Annotated in this window: 20 protein-coding genes; 13 read left to right on the forward strand and 7 right to left on the reverse strand. The window is 66.2% G+C overall.

What is annotated here, in order from left to right; translation table 11 throughout:
• Positions 1-131: 131 nt before the first annotated feature.
• Positions 132-755: a PPA1309 family protein gene (locus J3S28_RS09520; protein WP_207839958.1), complete on the forward strand. Its 624-nt coding sequence runs from the start codon at positions 132-134 to the stop codon at positions 753-755.
• Between the two features lie 23 nt (positions 756-778).
• On the opposite strand, the gene J3S28_RS09525 is transcribed toward J3S28_RS09520, so the two are convergent.
• Positions 779-1,813, reverse strand: a complete 1,035-nt coding sequence (locus J3S28_RS09525; protein ID WP_207840765.1) for a YlbL family protein — start codon at positions 1,811-1,813, stop codon at positions 779-781.
• Between the two features lie 221 nt (positions 1,814-2,034).
• On the opposite strand from J3S28_RS09525, the gene J3S28_RS09530 reads away from it, so the two are divergent.
• The 3 genes from J3S28_RS09530 (at position 2,035) to J3S28_RS09540 (ending at position 5,756) form a co-directional block, all read left to right on the forward strand.
• On the forward strand, positions 2,035-3,405 hold the full coding sequence (locus J3S28_RS09530) for a zinc-dependent metalloprotease (protein ID WP_207839960.1): 1,371 nt from the start codon (positions 2,035-2,037) through the stop codon (positions 3,403-3,405).
• A gap of 104 nt (positions 3,406-3,509) precedes the next feature.
• Positions 3,510-4,406: a hypothetical protein gene (locus J3S28_RS09535; RefSeq protein WP_207839962.1), complete on the forward strand. Its 897-nt coding sequence runs from the start codon at positions 3,510-3,512 to the stop codon at positions 4,404-4,406.
• A 33-nt stretch (positions 4,407-4,439) separates the two neighbouring features.
• Positions 4,440-5,756, forward strand: a complete 1,317-nt coding sequence (locus J3S28_RS09540) for an ABC1 kinase family protein (RefSeq protein ID WP_207839964.1) — start codon at positions 4,440-4,442, stop codon at positions 5,754-5,756.
• An 80-nt stretch (positions 5,757-5,836) separates the two neighbouring features.
• Here the strand turns inward: J3S28_RS09540 and J3S28_RS09545 are convergent, their stop codons facing one another.
• Both J3S28_RS09545 and J3S28_RS09550 read right to left on the reverse strand, forming a co-directional pair.
• Positions 5,837-6,127: a WhiB family transcriptional regulator gene (locus J3S28_RS09545; RefSeq protein ID WP_207839966.1), complete on the reverse strand. Its 291-nt coding sequence runs from the start codon at positions 6,125-6,127 to the stop codon at positions 5,837-5,839.
• Positions 6,128-6,684: 557 nt separating this feature from the next.
• Entirely contained in the window at positions 6,685-8,760 is a 2,076-nt protein-coding gene (locus J3S28_RS09550; protein WP_207839969.1) for an ATP-dependent DNA helicase UvrD2, read from the reverse strand.
• A 221-nt stretch (positions 8,761-8,981) separates the two neighbouring features.
• Between J3S28_RS09550 and J3S28_RS09555 the strand changes: the two genes are divergently transcribed.
• Entirely contained in the window at positions 8,982-9,206 is a 225-nt protein-coding gene (locus J3S28_RS09555; RefSeq protein WP_207840767.1) for a mycoredoxin, read from the forward strand.
• 2 nt (positions 9,207-9,208) lie between these two features.
• Here J3S28_RS09555 and nudC read toward each other — a convergent pair whose 3' ends face one another.
• Complete coding sequence (gene nudC / locus J3S28_RS09560; RefSeq protein ID WP_207839970.1) at positions 9,209-10,162, reverse strand: NAD(+) diphosphatase; 954 nt, start codon at positions 10,160-10,162, stop codon at positions 9,209-9,211.
• A gap of 42 nt (positions 10,163-10,204) precedes the next feature.
• Entirely contained in the window at positions 10,205-11,275 is a 1,071-nt protein-coding gene (locus J3S28_RS09565) for a potassium channel family protein (protein WP_207839972.1), read from the reverse strand.
• A 113-nt stretch (positions 11,276-11,388) separates the two neighbouring features.
• Here J3S28_RS09565 and J3S28_RS09570 point away from each other — a divergent pair, with 113 nt between their 5' ends.
• From J3S28_RS09570 to J3S28_RS09595, 6 genes are all read left to right on the forward strand, one after another.
• Positions 11,389-11,790, forward strand: coding sequence for a DoxX family protein (locus J3S28_RS09570; RefSeq protein WP_207839974.1), 402 nt, complete (start codon positions 11,389-11,391; stop codon positions 11,788-11,790).
• 120 nt (positions 11,791-11,910) lie between these two features.
• Positions 11,911-12,540 carry a DUF4178 domain-containing protein gene (locus J3S28_RS09575; RefSeq protein ID WP_207839976.1) on the forward strand — a complete coding sequence of 210 codons (630 nt, stop codon included), beginning with the start codon at positions 11,911-11,913 and terminating at the stop codon, positions 12,538-12,540.
• A gap of 2 nt (positions 12,541-12,542) precedes the next feature.
• Positions 12,543-13,034, forward strand: a complete 492-nt coding sequence (locus J3S28_RS09580) for a DUF2617 family protein (protein WP_207839978.1) — start codon at positions 12,543-12,545, stop codon at positions 13,032-13,034.
• Complete coding sequence (locus J3S28_RS09585; RefSeq protein WP_207839981.1) at positions 13,031-13,549, forward strand: DUF4247 domain-containing protein; 519 nt, start codon at positions 13,031-13,033, stop codon at positions 13,547-13,549. The genes J3S28_RS09580 and J3S28_RS09585 overlap by 4 nt, the downstream gene beginning before the upstream one ends.
• A gap of 27 nt (positions 13,550-13,576) precedes the next feature.
• Positions 13,577-14,005, forward strand: a complete 429-nt coding sequence (locus tag J3S28_RS09590) for a DUF350 domain-containing protein (protein WP_372435981.1) — start codon at positions 13,577-13,579, stop codon at positions 14,003-14,005.
• 30 nt (positions 14,006-14,035) lie between these two features.
• Positions 14,036-15,577 (forward strand): polyamine aminopropyltransferase, encoded by a 1,542-nt coding sequence (locus J3S28_RS09595; protein WP_207840771.1) that lies wholly within the window; start codon positions 14,036-14,038, stop codon positions 15,575-15,577.
• Between the two features lie 24 nt (positions 15,578-15,601).
• Here J3S28_RS09595 and J3S28_RS09600 read toward each other — a convergent pair whose 3' ends face one another.
• Positions 15,602-18,970, reverse strand: coding sequence for an ATP-dependent helicase (locus tag J3S28_RS09600; protein WP_207839983.1), 3,369 nt, complete (start codon positions 18,968-18,970; stop codon positions 15,602-15,604).
• The gene (locus J3S28_RS09605) at positions 18,963-22,271 is read right to left on the reverse strand and encodes an ATP-dependent helicase (protein WP_207840773.1); all 3,309 of its coding nucleotides are present in this window, start codon (positions 22,269-22,271) and stop codon (positions 18,963-18,965) included. The genes J3S28_RS09600 and J3S28_RS09605 overlap by 8 nt, the downstream gene beginning before the upstream one ends.
• A gap of 132 nt (positions 22,272-22,403) precedes the next feature.
• Between J3S28_RS09605 and J3S28_RS09610 the strand changes: the two genes are divergently transcribed.
• Both J3S28_RS09610 and J3S28_RS09615 read left to right on the forward strand, forming a co-directional pair.
• The gene (locus tag J3S28_RS09610) at positions 22,404-23,183 is read left to right on the forward strand and encodes an alpha/beta fold hydrolase (protein ID WP_207839985.1); all 780 of its coding nucleotides are present in this window, start codon (positions 22,404-22,406) and stop codon (positions 23,181-23,183) included.
• A gap of 13 nt (positions 23,184-23,196) precedes the next feature.
• Entirely contained in the window at positions 23,197-23,502 is a 306-nt protein-coding gene (locus tag J3S28_RS09615) for an MGMT family protein (RefSeq protein WP_084834648.1), read from the forward strand.
• Positions 23,503-23,563: the final 61 nt, after the last annotated feature.

The raw sequence follows: 23,563 nt of genomic DNA on the forward strand, positions 1-23,563 counted from the left end.
GCATTCGCCTAGAACAGTACCGATTACTACCTGAGAGCCGCCCGCAGCTTGTGTAGCCTGCGCCGGAACATCGTGGCCGGGCAGCCTGCGAAGACGGTGGCTGCACCGGAATCACCGCGATAGATGCCACTATGTGTGTTGTGACCGAATCGCAACCACCTGTGCTCTCCCCCGACGCCTTGGGCAGCGCGATCCGCGAGGTCGTCGAGTTCGTCGACGCGGCCGGATGGGGCCAGCCCCCGCAGTTGTTCGCCCTGGTGCCGACCGCCCTGCTCGCCGACACCCAGCCCGACTGGGTCGACGATCACGACACCTCGGAGCTGACGTTGATCGAGCAGGCTCCCCTACCGGTCTCCCCCGACAGCGGCATGGCCGAGCTCGAACACGTACTCGCCACCACCAGCTGGCCGGCAGAGGTCGCGGGATGCGCGTTGGTCCAGGAGATCATCGTTCTACCACCCGAGGCCGAGGATGATCTCGACGACGCGTTGGGTCCGCTGCTCGCTGATCCCGACTCCGCCGATCAGGCCGCGCGCAGCGCGGCGGCGGCTCATCCCGAGAGCCGTCAGGCCCGGCTGGCGGCCGCGGTACTGCGTGATGGGCGCAATCTGAGCCTGTTGCAGCTCGCGCCGGGAGTCGACGATGTCGAGGCCGACGACGACGCTCCGATCGAATTGCTCTCGCACCCGAACATGGCACCCAATCTGGTCTTGGCGCTCGCCGCGACCCTGGAGAACACCCCCGACGAAGAGTGAGCTCGGTGCACAGACCGGCCACCTCAACAGCTCGGCGGGGTGCGGCCCTCTCGGAGATCGGTCAACCCCGCGATGGCGTCGTCGAGGGTGTCGACCCGGACCAGCGTCAGGCCGTCGGGCGTATCGGATTTCGCTTCGGCACAGTTGCCGGACGGCACGAGAAACGCTGTCGCCCCGGCCTCTCGGGCTGCCTGCATCTTGTGGGTGATGCCGCCGATCTCGCCGACGTCGCCTGACGAGTCGATCGTGCCGGTACCGGCGATGAACTCGCCGCCGTTCAACTCGCCGGGGCTCAGTTTGTCGATGATCGCCAGCGTGAGCATCAGACCCGCAGACGGTCCGCCGATTTCCCCGACGTCGAAGGAGATGTCGAGGTCGGGGTCACCGTTCTGCTCCGACAACGAGATCCCCAGATAGCCCTTCTTCGCGTCGTCCGGGTTCGGGGCCAGGGTGACCGTCGCCGTGGCGGGCTGGCCCCCGCGCAGGACATCGAGGGTCACCTCGGTCCCGGGAGGGAGGGCGGCGACCGCTTCGCGCAGGGCCACCGATGTCTCCACCGGCTTCCCGTTCACCGCGGTGATGTCGTCGTCGGGCTGCAGCTGCCCCGCGGACGGCCCTTCGTCATCGACTCCCGCGACGACGAGGTCGAGGGGACGCCCCAGAAAGGCAAGCGCCGCAATGGTCGCCGAGTTCTCCGAGCCCGTCATCTGCTGACGGTTCTCCTGGGTCACCTCCTCATTGGACTTGCCTGGCGGATACACGCGATCGCGTGGTTGCAGCTCGTCGTCTCCGGACAACCACAACCCGATCGACTGGAACAGTGTCAGTCCGTCCGTCACCGAGACGGTAGTCAGGTTGAGGTTGCCGGTCGTCGGGTCGGTGGGTTCACCCTCGATGGCGACCACCTGTCGGTCATCAACCGATCCCAGCGTGTTGACCGTGGGTCCGGGGCCCAACGCCACATAGGGCACCCGGACGAGGGTGCCGAGGAGCACGAACGCGACGAGGAACGCCAACGCGACGAACAACGTTGCGATACGCCGATGACCCGGTGCAATCCTCCAGCGACGACCTCGGGGAGTCGGCCTGTCCTCTGCCTTGGATTCCTGCCCGTGCTCGGGCCCCGGGTCAACAGACTGCTCTTTCACGTCGCCCAGCGTAGAGGTTCGGGCGGCGACGACCGATTCACACTCACCCGCCAGAGAGTGCCGGTCGGCTTTCGCGGAGAGCGGATGAGTTCGATCCGATGTGCGACCCGACCGCCGGTACCGTGGAGGGCATGAATGACTTGCCTTTCGGATTCTCGGCCGCTTCCGGTGATGACGGGGACGGTGACTCGTCTGGCAAGAAGCCCGGCGACTTCGACCCCAACCAGCTGGGTCAGATGCTGTCGCAACTCGGTCAGATGCTCTCCGGCATGGGTGCCGGAATGGGCACCGGAACCGGGGGCGAACCGGTGAACTACCAGGTGGCAACCCAACTGGCGCGCCAGCAGATCGGTAAGCACAGTCCCGTCAGCGAGCGGGAGACCTCCGCGGTCACCGACTCGGTGCGTCTGGCCGAGGTCTGGCTGGACAATGTCACGACTCTGCCCGCAGGCGTCAGCGCCACCGAGGCGTGGAGCTCCGTCGAGTGGCTGGAGAAAACGCTTCCGGTCTGGAAGACGCTGTGCAATCCGGTGGCCGAACAGATCGCCGGAACGTGGACCAAGAACCTTCCCGAAGAAGCCAGAGAAATCGCCGGGCCCATGATGGGGATGGTCAGCCAGATGGGGAGCATGGCCTTCGGCACCCAGCTCGGTCAGGGACTCGGGCAGCTCGCGAAAGAGGTGTTGACCTCCACCGATATCGGCCTGCCGCTGGCACCCTCGGGCATGGCTGTGTTGTTGCCCGAGGCAGTTGCGGCCTTCAGCGACGGACTCGAGCAGCCGAGCCAGGAGATCATTGTCTTCCTCGCCGCACGCGAGGCCGCGCACGTACGCCTGTTCACCCACGTTCCGTGGCTGAAGCAACGGCTGCTCTCGACGGTCGAGGAGTACGCGCGCGGCATCACCATCGACTTCTCCGGAATCCAGGACGCTGCCGCCGGCATCGACCCGACCGCGCTCCTGTCCGATCCCAGCAAGATCCAAGATCTGATGGCCGGGGGCGCAGCGTTCGAACCGAAGACCTCACCCGCTCAGGAACACGCTCTCGCGCGCCTGGAAACAATCCTGGCCCTGATCGAAGGCTGGGTGGAAACCGTTGTTTCCCAGGCACTCTCGGACCGTATCCCATCCGTGGGTGCGCTCACGGAGACGATGCGCCGACGCCGCGCCACCGGCGGACCGGCTGAGGAGACCTTCGCCACGCTGATCGGTTTGGAGCTGCGCCCCCGCAAGCTGCGCGAAGCTGCCGATCTGTGGACCAAACTCCTCGAGTCGTCGGATGTCGAGACCCGCGACGGGGTGTGGGCTCACCCCGATCTCGTCCCCGATGCCGACGACCTCGACCACCCGGCGGCATTCATCGACCGGGTCATCGGCGGCGGCGTCGATCCCTTCGACGACCCGATTGCCCAGCTCGAGAAGACCATTGCCGACGAAGCCGAGAAACGCGGCGAGAAGCCCGGAGACAGCGGCGACGACGGCGGCGAGAACCCCACCGCTTGATTTTTCGCCGGGTGCCATTTTGTGCAGGTCAGGGCCGATCTCGGCTGTGGATAACTGCGATGCGGCGAGAGCAGCGCTTGTGTAGGCCCTGATTGGGTGACGTCATGGCCGTCATCACCTCTCTCCCCGTGCTCCGCCCCGGCGTCGCGGTTCTCGTCAGACCCGGTGGGCGCATCCAGGTGGGCTGCGACCCGGACACAGCGATCATCGTCGAACCGTCCGAGGGCGTGCATCCCGCCCAACTCGCGGCGCTGCTGCGATCGATGACGAGCAAGCGACCACCGGGTGAGGTCGAGGCCGCTGCGATCGAGGCAGGTCTGTCCCGGAACGAGGTCGCCGAGCTGCTCGACGACCTCGTTGTCGCCGGCATCGCACATCACGAGGTCGGGTCGTCCACCCGGCTGCGGGTGCGGGTACACGGCGCCGGTCCGCTGGCCGTGGCCATTTCACGAGCCCTTCACGGCGCCGGAGTCGACCTTGCGCGATCAGTACGCAGGCCTTCGCTCATCGACACCGAGGACCAGGACCCGCTGGTCCATCAGGAACGGGTGTCGACCTGGGCGACAGACCTCGTGATGCTGACCGACTACCTCACGCACGACCCGTGGCTGGTGTCGAGCCTCATGCGTCATCGCATTCCTCACCTGATGGTGCGGCTGCGTGACGGCGTGGGGGTCATCGGTCCGATGGTGCTACCCGGTCTGACGAGTTGCCTGCACTGTGCCGATCATCACCGCACCGACCGAGATCGCGACTGGCCGACCGTCAGCGCGCAACTACTGGGGACCTGCGGCTGGGCCGGATCCGCCACCATCGCCGGAACCGTCGCGGTCGCGGCCGCGCAAATCGAACAGATCACCGCCGTCACCCGCTCGGGCCAGGTGAACCAGCCACCGCCGTCGACCCTGAACACCACGATCGAATTCCGGGCAAACCCGTCATCGATGGTGCTGCGCCACTGGCCACCGCATCCGCTTTGCGGCTGCCGGTCAGCCCGGTGAACTAAGCTCGGGGCATTGGAAAGGGGAAACTCAATGGCTGAGATCACACGAGGTGGGGCGCGCAGAAATGCGAAACTCGCTTCGCTTCCGCTCGGGGTGGCTGGAAGAGCGGCCTCCGGCTTCGGTAAGAGACTCGCGGGTGGGGACCGGGACGAGATCGCCGCCGACATGATGGAGAAGACCGCGGAACAGCTGTTCGCCGTTCTCGGCGAACTCAAGGGCGGCGCGATGAAGGTCGGGCAGGCGCTCTCGATCATGGAGGCCGCGATCCCCGAGGAATTCGGGGAACCATTCCGCGACGCACTGACGAAGCTGCAGGCAGAGGCACCGCCGCTACCCGCGGCCAAGGTCCACGGAGTGCTCGACAACCAGCTCGGGACCAAGTGGCGCGAACGATTCAAGGAATTCTCCGACGAACCGGCAGCCTCAGCGTCCATCGGCCAGGTGCACAAGGCACTGTGGCACGACGGCCGCGAGGTAGCGGTGAAGGTGCAGTACCCGGGCGCAGACCACGCTCTCAAGGCCGACCTCAAGACCATGTCCCGAATGACCGGCCTGCTCAAACGCCTGTCCCCCGGCACCGACGTCAAGTCCATGATGGACGAGCTGATCGACCGCACCGAAGACGAACTGAACTACACCAAGGAAGCCAACAACCAACGGGCCTTCGCCAAGGCGTTCGCGGACGATCCCAATTTCGTGATCCCGAAGGTGGTCGCGTCGGCGCCCAAAGTCGTTGTATCAGAATGGATCACCGGCATCCCGATGTCCAAGGTGATCAAGGAGGGCACCGTCGAGGAGCGTAACGCCGCGGCCGCCAAGATGACCGAGTTCGAGGTGAGCTCACCGAGCCGGGTCGGGCTCGTACACGGAGATCCGCACCCCGGGAATTTCCAGTTCCAGGCCGACGGCCGGATGGCCATCCTCGACTTCGGCGCCGTCGGCCACTATCCGAACGGTCTTCCCGCGGCCACCGGACCGATCCTGCGACTGTGCAGGGACAGGAAGTACGACCAACTCAAAGAAGAGATGGTGCGCGCCAACTTCATCCAGCGTTCGCATCAGGACAAGGTGACTCCGCAAGATCTCGAGGCATATTTGCGCCCCTACGTCGATCCGCTGTACAGCGAGTCGTTTCACTTCACCCGCAAGTGGTTGCAGAAAGCGGCAGGAGCAGCTTCGGATCCTCGTGGTGATGTCTACAAGACTTCACGAAATCTGAACTGTCCCAAAGAATATGTGATGGTGTTCCGAGTCCTTGGAGGTTGCGTGGGCATCGCTGCACAACTCGATGCCGAGGCTCCCTACCGGGCGATCATGGAACGGTGGGTCACGGGACTCGCGGAGTGATCTGACCCTGCCACATACCGAAACGGGCGGATACGAGACTTCTCTCGTATCCGCCCGTTTCGTATCTCTCACGGTCGGTGTCATGCAGCCTGGTTCTTCCGCGGCCGGCCACGTGGGCGCTTGCGGGCGATCACGACACCCTGGTCGAAGATCTCACCACCCCAGACTCCCCATGGTTCACGCCGGTCGAGGGCCTCGGTGAGGCATTCCCGCCGCAGTGGGCAATCGCCGCACAGCGCTTTGGCCTGCTCGAGGTCACCCGGGTTCTCGGAGAACCACAGGTCTGCGTCCGCGAACTGGCACGGAAGTTCTGTTTTGGCGATGTCCAGTGCGAGCCCGCCGCCGATACACGACTCGAGTACCTCGGTCATCAGTATTCCTCCACTGTCGAATGTGCTTGTCGGATGTTGTGCTTGAGACCCGGGCACTTCAGTGGTGGTGGAACGAGGATGTTCCTAGAACACAAAAGAGGCCACGGGTTCGCTGTCGCGATTCGCCGTGGCCTCGAATGGAGTCTGAACTAGGTCAGATCAAACACTCTGTCCACAGGGAACGCTGAGCGGTTTACCGCCGAAATCGCTGCTTTGGGAGCCAGAAATTCCGGCTTTCCGGCGACTGCGCGATGATGCGCTTGTCCGCTTCGCGGGCGCTGGGCGAGGGGCAGCGTCCGATGCCACGAACCGCATGCCATGCCGGCATGTTCGACAGCGCTCTCGGCGGTGGTGAACAAATCGTTCATCGGACCTCTCCCTTCCTTGCAATCGCGTGCGCATTGAGTGCGTGGTGTGGCCGGTGGGCCGATCGAGCAGATCGATGCGACCCCCGCCGTGTTGTTGTCCACAGTAAACGGGGGCGTCCAGATCGCACAACCTATTTTTGACCTGCAGTTTCTTCCGAATCCTCGACTGCGGATCCACCCCGCGTCGAGCTATCCCGTGCCGATGTCCCGGACGAGCGCGAGAACGTCCTCCCCGTACTGGTCGAGTTTCTTCGCCCCGATGCCCGGAATCGCCACCAGTGCAGGGACATCGCCGGGCTGTTGCTCGGCGATCGCGATCAGGGTGTTGTCCGAGAAGACCACGTACGCCGGAACTTTCTGTTCTTTCGCACGACCGGAGCGCCATTCCTTGAGCGCCACCAACAGACCCTCGTCGAGGTCGGAGGGGCAACCCTCGCACCGGCCGAGCAGGGACGCAGTCTTACCGAGCAACGGTTTGTCGCACACTCGGCATCGCGGTCCGGACTTCTTGCGCTTCGGTTCCGCGATCCGAGACGCCGGCGAGTCCTCGGGAACCAGATCGACCAGAAACCGCGAGCGACGCCGCGACGCCCGGCCGCCCTCGTTGCGCGACAACGCCCAGGACATCTGCAGGTGCTCGCGAGCGCGCGTCACGCCCACGTACAGCAACCGGCGTTCCTCCTCGATGGCGTCGTCGCCTGCTTTGACCGCCTGATTGATCGGCAACGATCCGTCAACGAGTCCGACGAGGAACACCGCATCCCACTCCAGCCCCTTCGCCGCGTGCAGCGACGAGAGCGTCACGCCCTGGACGGTCGGTGGGTGCCGAGCCTCCGACCGCGCCGACAACTCGCGCGCGACCTCGGTCAGGGTGAGGTCGGCGTCCTCGGTCAGCATGTCCTCGGTCATCTTCTGAAGAGCCAGCAGCGACTCCCACCGCTCCCGTGCCTGCGCACCCGCGGGCGGTTCGTCGGTGAGCCCCAGTGGCACCAGGATCGCGCGCAGCAGGGTCACAGTGTCGGCGTCGGCGGGCAGGTCGTCGCGTGCTGCGGCCTGGTTGATCGACCGCATCGCCTGCCGGATCTCGGCCCGCGAGAAGAAGGCCTCGCCGCCGCGCACCTGGTACGGGATACCCGCGGCGGTCAGCGCCTGCTCATGGGCTTCGGACTGTGCGTTGATCCGGTAGAGGATGGCGATCTCCGAGCCCGGAACACCCTGCGCCATCAACCGCTTGATCGATCGGGCGACCGCGGTGGCCTCGGCGGGCTCGTCGGGGTACTCCGCGAAATACGGCTCAGGCCCGCTGGGTCGTTGCCCGATGAGTTGCAGGCGGGTGCCGGCGATCCTGCCGTGCGCCGCGCCGATGACCCGGTTGGCCAGGCTCACGACCTCCGGGGTGGACCGGTAGTCACGCTCGAGCCGCACCACCATGGCCTCGGGAAAGCGACGGGAGAAGTCGAGGAGGTAGCTCGGGGTGGCGCCGGTGAACGAGTAGATCGTCTGGTTGGCGTCGCCGACGACGGTCAGGTCGTCCCGCTCCCCGACCCAGGCGTTGAGCAAGGCTTGCTGGGCGGGTGTGACGTCCTGGTATTCGTCGACGACGAAACACCGATAGCGGTCCCGGAACTCCTCCGCGAGTACCGGGTGATCGTCGAGAATCGCACGGGTCATCAAGAGCAGATCGTCGAAGTCGAGGAGCTGATCTCCCGATGAGGACACTTTGAGCTGCTCGTACCGCTCGTACACGGCAGCGACCTGCTCCGCGGGCAGAGGCGATTCCCTACGGGATTTGGCGACCATCGCCGGATACTCGGCAGGCCCGATGAGCGAACCCTTGGCCCACTCGATCTCCGAGATCAGGTCACGCAGCGTATCCGTGGTGGTCGGAGCGCCCGCAGATCTGGCGGCGCGCGAGACCACCGGGAACTTGTTGTCGAGCAGTTCCCACTGGTTCTCACCGATGGCCTGCGGCCAGAAGTACCGCAGTTGCCGCAGCGCAGCCGCGTGGAACGTCAATGCCTGCACCGCATTTCCCTGGCCGGAGATGCCGAGGGAACGCAGCCGGGTGCGCATCTCACCGGCGGCGCGGGCGGTGAAGGTGACCGCGAGGACCTGACTTGCGCGGACGTGACCGTCACCCACCAGATGGGCGATACGACGGGTGATCGTGCGGGTTTTACCGGTCCCCGCGCCGGCCAGCACGCAGACCGGTCCGCGGGGCGCCAGCACGGCGGCCTGCTGTTGAGGGTCCAGTGAGGCGTTCATGGCACCAGTATTCCAACGGCTGCCGACAGAGCTGACGCTGCGGGTCGCGCGCTGCGCACAAGGCATCAAACTTCGGCACGCTCGACGCACGCAAGAGCACGCTCGACGTTTAAAAGAGCACGCTCAGCGCACGCAAGAGTCCGCTCGACAACTCCCACACGGAACACCTGACGCCGTCATGGTGTTATGTAGGCGTGACTACGGAGAACGCGACTTTGACCATGTACACCACCACCTGGTGCGGCTACTGCAAGCGCCTCAAGATGGGCCTCAAAGGCCAGGGCATCGAGTGGGTGGAGATCGACATCGAGCAGGACCCGGCCGCCGCGGAATTCGTCGGCAGCGTGAACGGTGGCAACCATGTGGTCCCCACCGTCAAGTTCGCCGATGGCAGCACCGCGACCAACCCCACCGTCGCAGACGTGCGCAAGAAGCTGGGTGTCTGACGCTATCCGCGGGTGACCTGGTCAGGAGCGGGCGTGTAGGCCCAGGCCCTGATCAGGGCGCTGGCGATCGAGATGGACCCGGGCAGACGTAGTCGGGCGTCGTCGACGATGGGTTTGCCGTCCGACCCCATCCACTCTTCCTGGGCTTCGATCGCCGTGATGACCTCGTCGCGACCGAACCACTCGGCCGCCGCGATCTCGCCGTCGATGAAATCGAGGGGTTGTTCCGGGTCTGCGGTGACCTCGAAGCCGAGCATGAGCGACCGCGGGAACGGCCACGGCTGAGAGCCCACGTACATCGGGTCCCAGGTGTCGAGCCCGACTTCTTCGTGCACCTCGCGCAGTACGCACTGCTCGAGGGACTCCCCTGGCTCGACGAATCCGGCGAGGGTCGAGAACCAGCGATCGGGCCATTGCGCCTGCCTGCCGAGCAAGATGCGGTCGGCGCCGTCGTGGACGACGGTGATGATCGCCGGATCCGTGCGCGGGAACTCCTCTTTGCCGCTGATCGTGTTGCGCCGGACCCAACCGCCCTTGGCCGGCTCGGTGCGCGCACCGTCGACCGGCGAAAACCGGGCATTGTCATGCCAATTGAGGACGCCGAGCGCTGTCGAGAGGATGCCCGCCTCGTTCGCGCCGAGGAGTTGCGCACCGCGGCGCGGGTCGTCCTTGGGTCCGTCGATGATGTCGAAGCGCATTGCCCACATGTCGCGGCCCTCTTCAGGGTGCAGACCGAGGAACACCGCTTCCGGCGGTGGTTCGTCGCCGGCGTCCAGGGCCATGATCCAGCCCAGGCCGTCCTCCCCCACCGGATAGCGGCCGGACGGATCGATCTGGAGCAATAGCGCATCAGGCCACTTGGCCTTCAGCCGCTGCTCGTCGTGCCTGATCTCATCGGCACGGTCGTACACGGCCCGCGACAACATCGGTGGCATCTCGAACTCAAAGCGCGGCAAACGGTTTCCTCCTGATGGTGCGCGGCAGATGGAGCGGCGTGGCTAGTCCGGCGGGCCTTGCCGAACGTACAGCAATCGGTCGCCGTTCTCGATGGCGTCGACCTTGCTGTCGTCGACCCGGTGCAGCTTGCCGTTACGCACCACGCCGAGGACGATCTCAGGCAGATGCCGGGGCGAGCCACCGACCTCTTCGGGTTCGGTGTCGCGTTCGGCGATGGCGAATCCCTCGTCGGGTGTCAGCAGGTCCTCGATCACCTGCACGACGGTGGGGGTGCTGGTGGCCAGTCCGAGCAGACGCCCCGCGGTTTCGGAGCTGACGACCACGGAGTCGGCGCCGGATTGCCGGATCAGGTGGGTGTTCTCGGCCTCCCGGATGGAGGCCACGATCTTTGCCTTCGGTGCCAGTTCTCGAGCCGTCAGCGTCGCCAGCACCGCCGTGTCGTCGCGGTTGGTGGCGACCACGATGGCCGACGCGTGCTGGGCACCGGCCAGGCGAAGTACGTCCGAGCGGGTCGCGTCGCCGCGGACCGTCACCAGCCCCTTGGCGGCGGCGTTGTCGAGGACGGTCTGATCGCCGTCGACGACAACGATTTCCGAGGGCTTCTGGCCGTCGGCGATCATCGCCTTGACCGCAGTCTTGCCCTTGGTCCCATAGCCGATCACCACAGTGTGGTTACGCACTTTGCTCCTCCAACGCTGGATCTTGAGTGCCTGCCGCGAACGTTCGGTCAGCACCTCGAGGGTGGTACCGACCAAAACGATCAGGAACATCACCCGCAGTGGCGTGATCACGAGCACGTTGATCAGTCGGGCCGACGACGTGTACGGCGTGATGTCACCGTATCCGGTCGTCGAGAGCGACACCGTCGCGTAGTACAGGCAATCGAGGAACGACAGCTCATTGTCCTGCACGTCTCGATAGCCGTCGCGGTCCAGATAGACGATGAACACTGCGGCGAACAACGCGATCAGCGCGTAGATGACCCGTTTGCTGATCGCGCGACCGGGGCTCTCCTGCATCGAGGGGATACGGACGACACCGACCAGTGCATGGTCGGGCATGTCCGTCAGATCATCGTCCTTGAAGCGCCGGCGTAGCCGCCCGCGCGCCATCAATGCCTCCCCGCGCGGCCACCGAGGTGGAGCCGCAGTATTTGCTGTCGCACAGTTGGCGACTGTAGCCCTTTTCGGCAGCGGCGGGCGAGGTGATCGTGCAAGGTGTACCCATGAGCAAGCGTGAGCAGAAGTTGCGGCAGTTGGTGTTTCCCGGCGAAAACAAGCTGGCCGAGCGAATGGGGGCGGCGCTGGTGGGTATGGGGGTGTTGCATTTCGTGGCGCCCGCGCCGTTCGACGGGATCATTCCCCCCGAACTCCCGGGCTCGCCGCGCGCCTACACCTACGGCTCCGGTGTCGCGGAGATCGCGATCGGGGCAGCGATGCTGGCGCCGCGCACTCGCCGACACGCCGGCCTCGCGTCGGTCCTGCTGTTCGTCGGCGTGTACCCGGGCAACATCAACATGGTCCGGATGTTCAAAGACAAGCCACTGCCCTTTCGCGTCGCCGTGTGGGGACGTCTGCCCCTTCAGTTCCCGATGATCTGGGCCGGATGGAAGGTCTGGAAGGCGTAACGGTCGACGTCCGACCGGTGTGCAGGTGTCGGCGAACGCGATCGGTGCACGCCGGACCGGTGTCCGTCGTTCGGGCTATGCGTCCGTGTCCGGACGCGTGGTGTTGGATAGGTTCTTCGCATGGAAGCACTGCTGATCATCATCATCGCCATTCTCGCGATCATCGCGGTGGTGCTGTTGTTCAACGTCATAGCGACCCGGCGTGAGCGGCAGGCTCGCGAGGTGCAGGGCATCCGTGACCGTGCCTACGCACCGCGTGACCCCTTCTCCTCTGCCGATGACGACGCGGTACGCGGGGACCCCCGGACGCTCAAGCCCGGTGATCTGGTCGAGGTCCGGGGTGAGACGTTCGCTGTCCGCGGCACGCTGACCCTGACGCAAGGTGGCTTCTCGTGGACCGAGAACTTCCTGGACACCGGAACCGGACGCAAGGCATGGGTGTCGGTAGAAGAGGATCCCGACCTCGAAGTCGTCCTCTGGGAAGAACTCACCGGGGTGACCGCGACCCCCGGCCCGGCCACCATCGACGTCGAAGGCCGCCGCTACACCTCTGACGAGGCCGGATCGGCCCGGTTCAGTTCCCTGGGCACCACCGGGCTGGCGACGGGGAACATGTCGTATCACGACTATGCCGCCGGCGACGATCGGCTGTCGTTCGAGGATTTCGGCTCCGGCTGGGAGTGTGCCCGCGGTCAGGTGCTCGCGCGCGCCGAGTACCGCATCTTTCCCGCCGACACCGGACCGAGCTGACCATGCAGTCCATCCTCGCGGTGCCGTACGCGGACACCGGAGCCGATCAACTCTCACTGTCGTTCGACGAGCCGTTGCTCCCGGCGCTCTCGAGCGTGCACTGCGCTTTCAGAAGAGTCGGTGTCACACTACGATTGCTCGGTGCGAGCCATCAGGTCAGCGTCGTCACCCCAGAGGTCGAGATCGTGGAGACCCTGGCCTGCCTGCCCGGGCGCCCACCGGCCTTGCCGTCGACAGTCGAGACGGGGCGCATCTCCTTCCGCTCGCGCATCGAGCGGCACGATGCCGCATCGCTCACCACGCTGACCGCCCAGGTGTCGAGCCGGGCCGCCGGGCCGGATTCACTGATCGGGCACTACCCCGGCCACCCCAACGCCTTCACGGCGATCATCGCCACCGACCTGGGGCGCCGGGCTCGGTGGGATACCTGGCACGCCTATCCGCAGACCGGTGATGTGGTCATCACGTCGAGCGTGTTCGAGGTGACGCGATGACGGCCTCGGAGCAGTTCGCCGGAGGCTACGACCGACGGCCGCTGAACCGGATCCGCAACGGCATCATCGCCGCCATCGTGATCATCGCCGTTGCCCTGCTGGCCTTTTCTTGTGTCTCTGGTACGTCAGGCGCCACCGATGCCCGCGCCTACATTCAGAAGAACTACGACCGAGAGACAAGCCTCGACGAGTCCTCCGTCGATGCCTATGTCGCCGATGGCACGCCGGAGCAGGTGGCGAATGAGATCAGCGCAGCAGCGCAGCCGGTGGACCGGCGAACGGCCACCGACACCTCGACCGGATCCACCGCCTCCGGACTGTTCTTGCAGTACCCGGACTACCTCGTCGGGTTGTTCCCGTACGAGGGCAACAAGACTCGCGTGATGCTCAGCGATGACTACGAATCCGGCTACCGCCACTACGGCGGATACGTCGGGCCTCTCTGGGTGTCGCGTCCAAACTTCTCCGGTGGCGGCTCCGACTATCGGGGTGGCGGCGGCGGTTCCGGAAAATAGCGCTTCAACAACAGCTGGGAGACAACAGTGGAGTGGGAAATAATGCGGGACAATTTCGCATCAGCCGCGGCATACAGCTGCGTCGGTGTGTTGTTGATGCTCGTGAGTTTTATCGCAGTCGACGTGGTGACGCCGGGCAAACTGCGGCAACAGGTCTGGATCGACCGCAACCGGAACGCCTGCATCCTGGTCGCCAGCAACGCGTTCTCGGTGGCGATCATCATCGTCGCGGCGATCACGGCCAGCCAGGGCGGTCTCGTCGAGGGACTGGTGTACACGGCGATATACACCCTGCTCGGAATCCTCATCATGTCACTGACGTTCGTGTTGCTCGACGCGCTCTCACCCGGTGACCTCGGCGAGGTGTTGATGGAGGACACGCCCCACCCAGCGGTGTGGGTGTCGGCCACCGTCCACGTCGGCACAGGTCTCATCATCGCCGCGTCGCTGCTGTAGTTCGGCCAGTTGACAACCTCCATCGCCCCCATGCCACCGCTGCGGCGGGCGGCACGATCCGCGCTCCTCGCAGTGGTGTTCATCTGCGCGGCCTGCGGACTCGTCTACGAGCTGGCACTGGTCACGCTCGGCTCGTACCTGATCGGTAACACAGCCACCCAGGCCGCAATCGTGTTGTCGGTCATGGTGTTCGCGATGGGCATCGGTTCGTTGGCCGCCAAACCGCTGCAGAATCACGCGGCCATCGGTTTTGCCGTCATCGAGCTCGTTCTCGCGCTGCTCGGTGGTCTGTCGGTGCTGGTCCTGTACGGCGCGTTCGCGTACATGTCGCTGTACACGCAGTCGCTGGTGGTCGTCGCGTTCCTGCTGGGGCTGTTGATCGGCGCCGAGATCCCGCTGCTGATGGTGATGCTGCAGCGCATTCGCGCACAATCGGCGGGATCGGCGGTCGCCGACCTGTTCGCTGCCGACTACGTCGGCGCGCTGGTAGGCGGCCTGGCATTTCCGTTCCTGCTACTGCCCTTCCTCGGCCAGATCCGGGGCGCATTGGTGGTCGGGATGATCAACGCCGTCGCGGGGGCCGCGCTGGTTCTCGTCGTGTTCGGACGTGACCTCGGGCGTCTGCAGAGGGTGGCAGTCGGCACAGGATCGGTCGGGGTGGTCGCGGTGCTGGTGGCAGCGATGTTCTACGCGAGCACATTCGAGGTCAACGCCAGGCAGGCCCTGTACCGGGACCCGATCGTGCTCGCCGACCGGACCGCGATCCAGGACATCGTGATGACCAGCCGTTCTCTTCCCGGCAACGGCTCCGACACCAGGCTCTATCTCAACGGCGATCTCCAGTTCTCCAGCGTCGACGAGTACCGCTACCACGAAGCCCTTGTCCACCCCGCGCTCACCGAGAAGCGGGAGCGGGTGCTGATCCTCGGTGGCGGCGACGGCCTCGCGTTGCGTGAAGTGCTCAAGTACCCAGACGTACGGTCCGTGCACCTGGTGGAACTGGACCCGCGGATGACCGAGTTGGCGAGAACCGACCCGAGACTGACCGAGCTCAACGGCAATTCCCTTGCCGACGAACGGGTCTCCGTGGTGAACGAAGACGCGTTCAAGTGGCTTCGGCGCAACGCCGAGATGTTCGACGCCGTTATCGTCGACATGCCGGATCCGGATGAAACAGCCACGGCCAAGCTGTATTCGGTCGAGTTCTACGGCCTCATCCGTGCCCACCTGGCCCCCGGGGCTCGCCTCGTCGTACAGGCCGGCTCACCATATTTTGCTCCACGTTCCTTCTGGTGCATCGGCCAGACCATCGCCGAGGCGGGGATCACCACCGAGGCCTACCACGTCGACGTGCCCTCGTTCGGTGACTGGGGTTTCTTTCTCGGTGCCGCTGGCGACGTGCCCCCGGCAGTCGAGGTCGACAGGGTGATTCCTCTGCGTTTCCTGTCGCCCGAGGAGTTGGTGGCAGCTCGTACGTTTCCGCTCGACCGGCCACCACTGCGGATGCCCGCGTCGACGCTGATGGAGCCGCGAATCCTCGAATACTCACAGTCGGAGTGGTCGACGTACTGACCCGTCAGGCGGGGTACGACCGGTTCACTGCGGCGTCTTCTCCCGGCGGATCAGTGCAGCCAGCTGGGCCCGATCCGGGAGGTTCGCAGGTTCCAATGTGGTGTTGGACCGAACGTAGTGGAATGCGGCCCGCACCTTCGACAGCTCGGTGCCGGTCAACTCCGCCCAGGCCAATCGATACGCAGCGAGCTGAACGAAGACCGAATGCTCTTGTGCAGCAGTGGGCCTGGCACCCGTCTTCCAGTCGACGACCGTGTACCCGCCGTCGGGTTCGGAGAAGACCGCATCCATCCGGCCCCGGATGATCGTGTCGGCGATGACCGTCTCGAACGGCACCTCGACCTCGATCGGGTTCCTGGACGCCCAGGCGGACCGCAGGAACTGCTCGCGCAAGACCTCGAGGTCGGCGTCCGACCCACCCTCGGCATCCGCGGCACCGGGGAGCTCGTCGATGTCGAGCAATCGGGTAGCACCGAATCTGCGCTCGACCCAGGCGTGAAAGGCAGTTCCACGGCGCGCCAGCGGGTTCGGCTTGAACGGCAACGGCCGCCGCAGTCGCCGGGCGAAGGCGTCTTCGTCCTTGTCGAGTTCGACGAGTTGGCTGACCGACAGGTGCTGCGGCATCGTCACCTCGATCTCGGTTCCGTATTCGCCTGCGCGTTCGGCAAGCAGGACCGCCAGATCGTTCGCCCAGTCGCGGACCTGCGGGTCTTCTTCCAGCAGAGTCGACTCGCCGTCCTCCCCCATGTCGAACAAGGCCGGCTCACCCCGCGATCGCAGTGCTGCCCGGACCAGGTCTGCGCCACGTTCGGTCCCCGCGCGACGGGCTCCGAGCGGATCGGCAGGCCAGGGCACCCCGGTCGTCAGCATCGCCAGCGGGTTGTCGGCCCCTTCTTCGGGTGCGTCCGCCCACCCCGCGATGGTCATCCCGGGTGCACCGTCGGAGGAGGTCTCGATCAACCGGCACGCGATGTCGTGCAGTTCGGTCAGGAAGATGGACGGGCCTCGCGGTTTGTCGCCGCTGTCAGACCAGTGGTGACCGGAGATCAGCAGCGCCCGTTTGGTTCTGGTGAGTGCCACGTAGAGGAGCCGGCGATCCTCCTCCAACTTGCGATTGCGCAGCGCTTCTTTGTGGCCGTCGATTGCCTCTTCGAGTTCTTTGCGATTCTCGAGGTCCCTGAGATCGAGTGGCGGGAACCCCTCCGCGCCGACGGCCTCGGCGAGGTCGCCCCGCAACTCCGGCGGTAGTTCACGAGCACTACCGAGCCAGGTGCCGTCGACCTTGCCGCCAGGAAAGATGTTGGCACACAGATGCGGTATGACCACCACGTCCCACTCGAGGCCTTTCGCGGCATGCACGGTGAGAATCTGTACGCGGTCCTCGGCGATCTCGACCTTGCCCGGTTCGAGACCCTTCTCGATGTCGGCAGCCGATTCCAGGAACGCCAGCAGACCGGGCAGCGTGGCCGCGGACCGTTCGGTGTAGTCCGCGACATACTCGGCGAATGCGTCGAGATGTTCGCGACCGGTGATGTTTCCACGCAGGTCGCGGGCCCGGATCTGGGCCTCGACATCAACCCCGGTGACCCGCTCGACTTCTGCCACGAGCTCGGGCAACGGTTGCCCGATCCGCGCCCGCAAGATCGTCAACTGATGACCGAAGGACTTGATCCGCCGATACCCGTCCGGCGAATACCGCTGTGCGGGTCCGGGGTCGGCCAGGGCGTCGCCCAGTCCGGCCTGATCGACGGTCTCGGTCGGGACCGCGGAATCGAGTGCACTGTCGAGCTCTTCGAGGCTGGTCATCGCGCCGGTGACGATGTTGGTCCCGGCCGCGAGGTCGCGCGCCCTGGCCCAGAGGGCAGCGAGATCTCGCGCGCCGATCCGCCAGCGAGGCCCGGTGAGCAGTCGCACTGCGGCGGTACCGGCCATCGGATCGGCCATCAGGCGCAGCATGGCCACCACATCCTGCACTTCGGGCACCCCGAGAAGACCACCGATACCGACGACTTCGGCCGCGATGCCGCGGTCGGTCAGCTCCGCCGCCAGCGGAGCCGAGTCCTCGTTGCGGCGTACCAGGATCGCCACCGTGGGCGGGACGTCGCCGGCCTCGTTGTACTCCCGCTCGATCTGATCGACGACCCACGTTCGTTCCTGGGTGACCGTCTCGGTGAGCGCCATGGTGATGGTGCCCGCCGGTGCGTCGTCGCGCGGGCGCAGGATGCTCACCGGAACACCACGCCTACGTAGTTCCTCTGACGCGGCATTGGCCATGTCGAGCGCGTAGCGGGCGTTACGCCAGCTGGTGAGCAGTTCGAGTCGCTGCGCCTGCGTGCCGTCGCTGCACCGGAAGTCGCTGGTGAAGCGGGGCAAGTTGGCCGCGGAGGCGCCCCGCCACCCGTAGATCGACTGGATCGGGTCGCCGACCGCCGTCACCGCGATGCCGCTGCCAGAGACGACCCCGGGGGGCGTGCCGAACAGATGCGAGAGCAACACACGCTGCGAGTGGCCGGTGTCCTGGTACTCGTCGAGCAGTACCGCACCGATGGCGGCGCGTTCGGTCTCTGCTACTTCCGGATGAGTCGCAACAAGTTTCGCCGCCAGCGACATCTGACTGCCGAAGTCGAGGACGTTGGCATCGCGCATGGTCTGACCGAGCGCGGCAACCAGCGGGATCAGCTCACGCCGCTCGTCGATGACGGCCTGGATGTTCCGCAATTTCTGAGGAGGCTCGGGGCGTTGTCTGCCGGTGGGCGGCAAGGTATCGATGAGTTCATAGAGTTCGTCACCGGCCGCCGCGAGCTGGTCGAGGCCGACAAGGTGCTCAGACAGTTCGCCATAGAGCTTGAGCACCGATTCGGTCACTCCCCCGGGGGTTTTCGGGGTGTTGAGATCGTCCGACCATCCCGCCACCACCGAGAACGCAAGTTGCCACAGCTCGGTCTCGCTGAGCAGGGTCGCCGAGGGTTCCACCGGCCACAACAGCCCGTAGTCGGCGATCAAACGGCCCGCGTATGCGTGGTAGGTGCTGACCTGAGGGTCGGCGGACCGCAACTGGGCACGCAGGGTGCCCTCGGGGTCCCAGCGACCCATCGCCGACGACCCGGCGAGCATCGACAATCGTCTGCGAATACGCGCTGCGAGCTCCTGCGCCGCCTTACGCGTGAACGTCAGACCCAGCACGCCATCGGGCTCGACGAGCCGGTTGGCGACCAGCCACACCACCCGCGACGCCATCGTCTCGGTCTTGCCCGCACCTGCCCCCGCGACCACGAGCACCGGTTCCATCGGCGCCTCGATGACCTCGACCTGTTCGTCGGTGGGCGGCGGCAGCGCCAGAGCACCCGCCAGGACGCGCGCGGAGATCGTGGTTGTCGTCATCGTGTCAGCCATCGGTCACGGTCCGCCCTTCGAGCTGTGCGGGACAACTCGACTTGAGCGAGCAGTGCCCGCACCCGTCGTTGACGGTCGCCACAAAATTCGGTCCGATGCTGCGGTGAGCTGCGGCTCGCACCACGGCCAGCCACTGGTCGACCTGCTCGGGACCCAAGGGTTCCTGATCTCGCTGGGCCGCACCGGTTTTACCGTTCGAATTGTTGACGTAGACGAGTGCACCGCCGCCCGGTTCCACCGGTCCCACCTCGGGTACACCACCGAGGCTCAGCGCGAGCTGATAGGTGGCCAGCTGAGCGTGATCCTGTCCGGCCTGCACCGAGATGGTGCTCTTGCCGGTCTTGACGTCCACGACGACCGGACGCCCCTGGGAGTCCTTCTCGAGCCGATCGATACGCCCGCGCAGACGAACCTCGGGCATGTCGATGACGTCGCCCTCCGGATCGGTCACCCGGGCAGCCTCGATGCGCGCGTCGACATCCATCTCGACGCCGACCTCTGTCAGCCCGCTGCGCGAGAGTTTCAGCCACTGACGGAAGTTGGTCAGCATCTCCTCGGTGCGCTCGAGTTCGCGCCTGGAGAACCACGGCGCACCGACGTCGACCTGATCCCACACCCGCCGCAGCGCCGCGGTGACGTCGTCGGGCGGGATCTTGCCCGCGACCGCCTGCACCAGCGTGTGCACCAGCGTTCCGGCCACCGCAGGCTTCGAGTCGCCATCACGACCGCCGTAACGCTCGAGCATCCAGCGCAGAGAACAGGCCCCCAGTGCCTCCACACTCGACGGGGAAAGGGTCAGTGGCCCTGACGATTCCGCCCACAGCGGGGTGTCGGTGCTCGGGCCGGCCAGGCCGTACCACTCATCGGGATGGGCACCGGGCACTCCCGCATCGGCGAGTTCGGCGAGCATGTCCGCGGCCGCTTGCGTGCGCGGGCCCGGTTCTCCCGGCGCCGCGCACACCTCGGCGCGCAACGCCGCCACCAGGGAGGACAGGGACAACACCCGCCGTAGCCCGGGCTCGATCGGCAACTCCAGCTCCGCTGGTTCGGCATCAGCCTCATCGAGATCCCCGCCGACGGCGGCGGCGAGTTCACCGACGAAACGCGAAGGCGCGGCGTCCCCGCTGCCGTCGTCGACCGCGCTCACCATCAACCGACTCCGGGCGCGACTGCACGCGACGAGCAGTAACCGGCGTTCTTCGGCCAGCGCCATGGCGGTTCGGGAGATCGTGTCGAGCGCGTCGGCATCGACGCCGTCGAGGAGATCAACCAATTGCCCGGTGCCCAGGATGCTTCCGCGACTGCGCAGACTCGGCCACAGCCCGTCCTGTACGCCCGCGACGGCCACCACCTCCCACTCCCGGCCCGCCGCCGCGTGGGCCGACAGAACGGTCACCGCATCCGACGTCGACTGCGCCATCCTCGATTCGGTGGGTATCTGCAGTGCGCTGAGGTAGTCGACGAACCCGCCCAGGGTCGCCGCGGGCAGACTGTCGGCGAAGTTCGCGGCGGCGTCGAACAACGCAACCATCGCATCGAGATCTCGGTCGGCCTGCGCCCCGCCGGGACCGTGGTCGCGGCGCATCACCTGATTCGACCATCGCTGTCCGAGGCCGGTGGCCTGCCAGGCCTCCCACAGGATCTCCTCGATGCTGCGGCGCGCAACATCGGCCGTCCGGGCGGCGTCGATCACGGCCAACACCCTCGCGAGAGGGCGCTTTTCGATCTCGGTGAGTCCTCCGAGGTAGGCGGTCACGTCAGCGTCGTCACCGGCTCGACCCGTGGTGGACCCACCGACCAGCTCGGCGATCACCGTCCCGGAGTCGCGGTCACGGCCGGTCTCGGTCTCGATGCGCCGCACTCCGCGCCGCAGTCGCCGGAGCGCCGCCGGGTCGGCCCCGCCGATCGGCCCCGCGAGGAGTTCGAGCACCTCGGCCGGTTCCAGCGGACCGTCCACCGCGCGCAGAGCCAGCAACATCGCAGCCACCGACCGCTGCCGCGCCAGCGGGATCTCGCTCGCCGGGGTCATGACGGGGACCCCAGCCGAGCGCAGAGCCCGCCGCAGTGGTGCCATCGCCCGCGGTACCGAACGCACGATCACCGCCATCGACGACCACGGCACGTCGTCGTACAGGTGCGCGCGACGCATCATGTCCGCGATGGCAGTGGCTTCTTTGGCGGCGGATCCGTAGATACGGACAACCGGCGCAGGAGCGTCGGGACGTTCTGCCTCTGAACGCCGCCGCCGCGGGCCCGGGAGCCGGGCCGCAATCGATCCCCCGAGATCGCTGATGGGCCTGGTCGAGCGGAAATTGTTGTCCAGGAGCACATCCCGATCCGGATCGGAGATGTCGTCGAGGAACCGGGAACTCGCCCCACGGAAACTGTAGATCGATTGATCACCGTCGCCCGCGATGACCGCCTGCGCTGCTCCGGCACCGATCAGGCGCACCAACGTCGCGGACTGCGGATCGAGGTGCTGCGCGTCGTCGACCAGCAGATAACGGACCCGGGCACGCTCACTGCGGAGGAGTTCCGGGTCGGTGGCGAACGCCGTGAGGGCGGAGCCCACCAGTTCGGCGGCGTCCACGGCAGGCGCTGTGGCCTGCGGGGCCTCCAAGCCGACAGCACCTCGCAACAGCCCGCCCTGCTCGTACTGCCGGTACGCCTTGCCGACGGCCTGCCACTCGGGGCGTTTGTGCGCGCGGCCCAGCGCGATGAGATCTTCCGGGCCAACCCCACGCTCGGCGGCACGCATCATCATGTCGCGCAGCGCCTGAGCAAAGCCGTTGGTGCCCAATGCCGGCCGCAATCGCTCCGGCCAGTACTCGGCTCCGTCCTCGATGTCGCCCGCGAGCAACTCACGCAGCACGGCGTCCTGCTCCGCACCGGTGATCAATCGGGGCGGCGGGTTGTCATGCGCGGCGGCCTGCAGACGCAAAACAGCGAAGGCGTAGGAGTGGATCGTCCGGACGATCGGTTCTCGGGTCGCCCGCGGCGCGCGCCCGGTTGCACCCGGCGTCTGCGCGAGCAATCGGGCCGTGATCTGCTCGCGAAGTTCGGTCGCGGCTCGCCGCCCGGAGGCCAGGACCAGGATCGACTCCGGGTCGATATCCGGATTGCTCAGCCGCGCGACCGCGATGTCGACGATCAGCGACGTCTTGCCGGTGCCGGCTCCCCCGTGCACCCGAACGGGGCGGAACCCTGGAGGCGTCTCGGTGACACCGTCGATGAGCTTGGCTGCATTCGGGGGCCAGCTTCGTGTGGGTGCGGGCACGACCGGCGCCGACACCAGCCGCATCGTCAATGCGGGCACACCCACTCCTCTCCTTGGCTACGACGATGGTGTCACGGAGGACCGACACGGCCGTCCGCGCGGCGTCGAGACGGTCTCGGCAAGCCGCTCGGCGGCCGGTCAGGCACGATTGTCGTCATGTCTACGTTGAACGTCGAGGTGTTCGGTCCGGCCGATGGGCCGCCGGTGCTGGCCGTGCACGGGCTGACCGGGCACGGCAAACGCTGGGTGGATCTCGCCGCGGCACTTCCTCAGGCCAGGATCGTCGCACCCGACCTGCTCGGCCATGGCCGGTCGCCGTTCACTCCGCCGTGGTCGATCCAGGCGCAGGTCGCCGCGCTGGCGGACGTGGTCGAGGAATACATCGACGGACCCATGGTGGTCGTTGCCCACTCCTACGGTGGAGCGCTGGCACTGCACCTGTCCCGGTTGATGCCAGACTGTTTCCGACGCCTGATCCTGCTCGACCCCGCCATCGGTCTCGAACCACAGTGGATGGCAGACGTGGCGACCAGCTACATGTCGCACTACGACTACCCCGACGCAGCGGCAGCGCGGGAGGGCAAACTCGGCGAGTCGTGGGCGGAACTGAAGCCGGAGATCTTGGATCGCGAGATCGCCGATCACCTGATCAGTGTCGGCGACCGGGTCAACTGGCGCATCCATCCAGGAATGGTTGTGACGACGTGGAGTGAACTTGCGCGGCCTTTCGTCTTGCCCCCCGCTGGTCTTCCGATCGATCTGGTGCAGGCGATGCAGGTGCAGCCGCCCTACGTCACCGCTGAGTTCCGGGCGGCCCTCTCAGCCCAGCAGGGCGACCTGCTGACGGTGTTCGACGAGGACTGTGGTCACATGGTGCCGTTCGCCCGCCCGGAACTCACGGCGAAACTCGTGTCCGAAGCGCTGGCCGGACAATGAAGTCGGGCTGATCATGGCGCAGATCACCGAAGAACAGGTCGAACGGGTTCGCGAGATCGTGGCCTCGGTACCGGTGGGCACGGTGACCACCTACGGGGATGTGGCTGCTGCCGCGGGACTCTCGAGCGCCCGCATCGTCGGCTGGATCATGCGCACCGACTCCGCCGACCTCCCGTGGCACCGAGTCATCGCGGTCAGCGGTAAACCCGCCCCGCATCTGCGGACCACCCAGCTCGAGAACCTCCGCGCCGAAGGGGTTCCCGTGTTCGACGGTCGCGTCGACATGAAAGTCGCGCGCGTCGATCTCGACGAGGTGTGAGTCCGACGAGCCTCGCACACAGGTGTGACGGTCGATGTTGGCCATCTACCAGATAGGTCTC

The organism is Williamsia soli (assembly GCF_017377795.1).
Taxonomy (GTDB): Bacteria; Actinomycetota; Actinomycetes; order Mycobacteriales; family Mycobacteriaceae; genus Williamsia; species Williamsia soli.

What these genes read in the sequence shown, in the direction of transcription:
- J3S28_RS09520 (WP_207839958.1), top strand. Translation starts at nt 132, where the DNA reads ATGTGTGTTGTGACCGAATCGCAACCACCTGTGCTCTCCCCCGACGCC.
- J3S28_RS09530 (WP_207839960.1), top strand. Translation starts at nt 2,035, where the DNA reads ATGAATGACTTGCCTTTCGGATTCTCGGCCGCTTCCGGTGATGACGGG.
- J3S28_RS09535 (WP_207839962.1), top strand. Translation starts at nt 3,510, where the DNA reads ATGGCCGTCATCACCTCTCTCCCCGTGCTCCGCCCCGGCGTCGCGGTT.
- J3S28_RS09540 (WP_207839964.1), top strand. Translation starts at nt 4,440, where the DNA reads ATGGCTGAGATCACACGAGGTGGGGCGCGCAGAAATGCGAAACTCGCT.
- J3S28_RS09545 (WP_207839966.1), bottom strand. Translation starts at nt 6,127, where the DNA reads ATGACCGAGGTACTCGAGTCGTGTATCGGCGGCGGGCTCGCACTGGAC.
- J3S28_RS09550 (WP_207839969.1), bottom strand. Translation starts at nt 8,760, where the DNA reads ATGAACGCCTCACTGGACCCTCAACAGCAGGCCGCCGTGCTGGCGCCC.
- J3S28_RS09555 (WP_207840767.1), top strand. Translation starts at nt 8,982, where the DNA reads ATGTACACCACCACCTGGTGCGGCTACTGCAAGCGCCTCAAGATGGGC.
- J3S28_RS09565 (WP_207839972.1), bottom strand. Translation starts at nt 11,275, where the DNA reads ATGGCGCGCGGGCGGCTACGCCGGCGCTTCAAGGACGATGATCTGACG.
- J3S28_RS09570 (WP_207839974.1), top strand. Translation starts at nt 11,389, where the DNA reads ATGAGCAAGCGTGAGCAGAAGTTGCGGCAGTTGGTGTTTCCCGGCGAA.
- J3S28_RS09575 (WP_207839976.1), top strand. Translation starts at nt 11,911, where the DNA reads ATGGAAGCACTGCTGATCATCATCATCGCCATTCTCGCGATCATCGCG.
- J3S28_RS09580 (WP_207839978.1), top strand. Translation starts at nt 12,543, where the DNA reads ATGCAGTCCATCCTCGCGGTGCCGTACGCGGACACCGGAGCCGATCAA.
- J3S28_RS09585 (WP_207839981.1), top strand. Translation starts at nt 13,031, where the DNA reads ATGACGGCCTCGGAGCAGTTCGCCGGAGGCTACGACCGACGGCCGCTG.
- J3S28_RS09595 (WP_207840771.1), top strand. Translation starts at nt 14,036, where the DNA reads ATGCCACCGCTGCGGCGGGCGGCACGATCCGCGCTCCTCGCAGTGGTG.
- J3S28_RS09600 (WP_207839983.1), bottom strand. Translation starts at nt 18,970, where the DNA reads ATGGCTGACACGATGACGACAACCACGATCTCCGCGCGCGTCCTGGCG.
- J3S28_RS09605 (WP_207840773.1), bottom strand. Translation starts at nt 22,271, where the DNA reads ATGCGGCTGGTGTCGGCGCCGGTCGTGCCCGCACCCACACGAAGCTGG.
- J3S28_RS09610 (WP_207839985.1), top strand. Translation starts at nt 22,404, where the DNA reads ATGTCTACGTTGAACGTCGAGGTGTTCGGTCCGGCCGATGGGCCGCCG.
- J3S28_RS09615 (WP_084834648.1), top strand. Translation starts at nt 23,197, where the DNA reads ATGGCGCAGATCACCGAAGAACAGGTCGAACGGGTTCGCGAGATCGTG.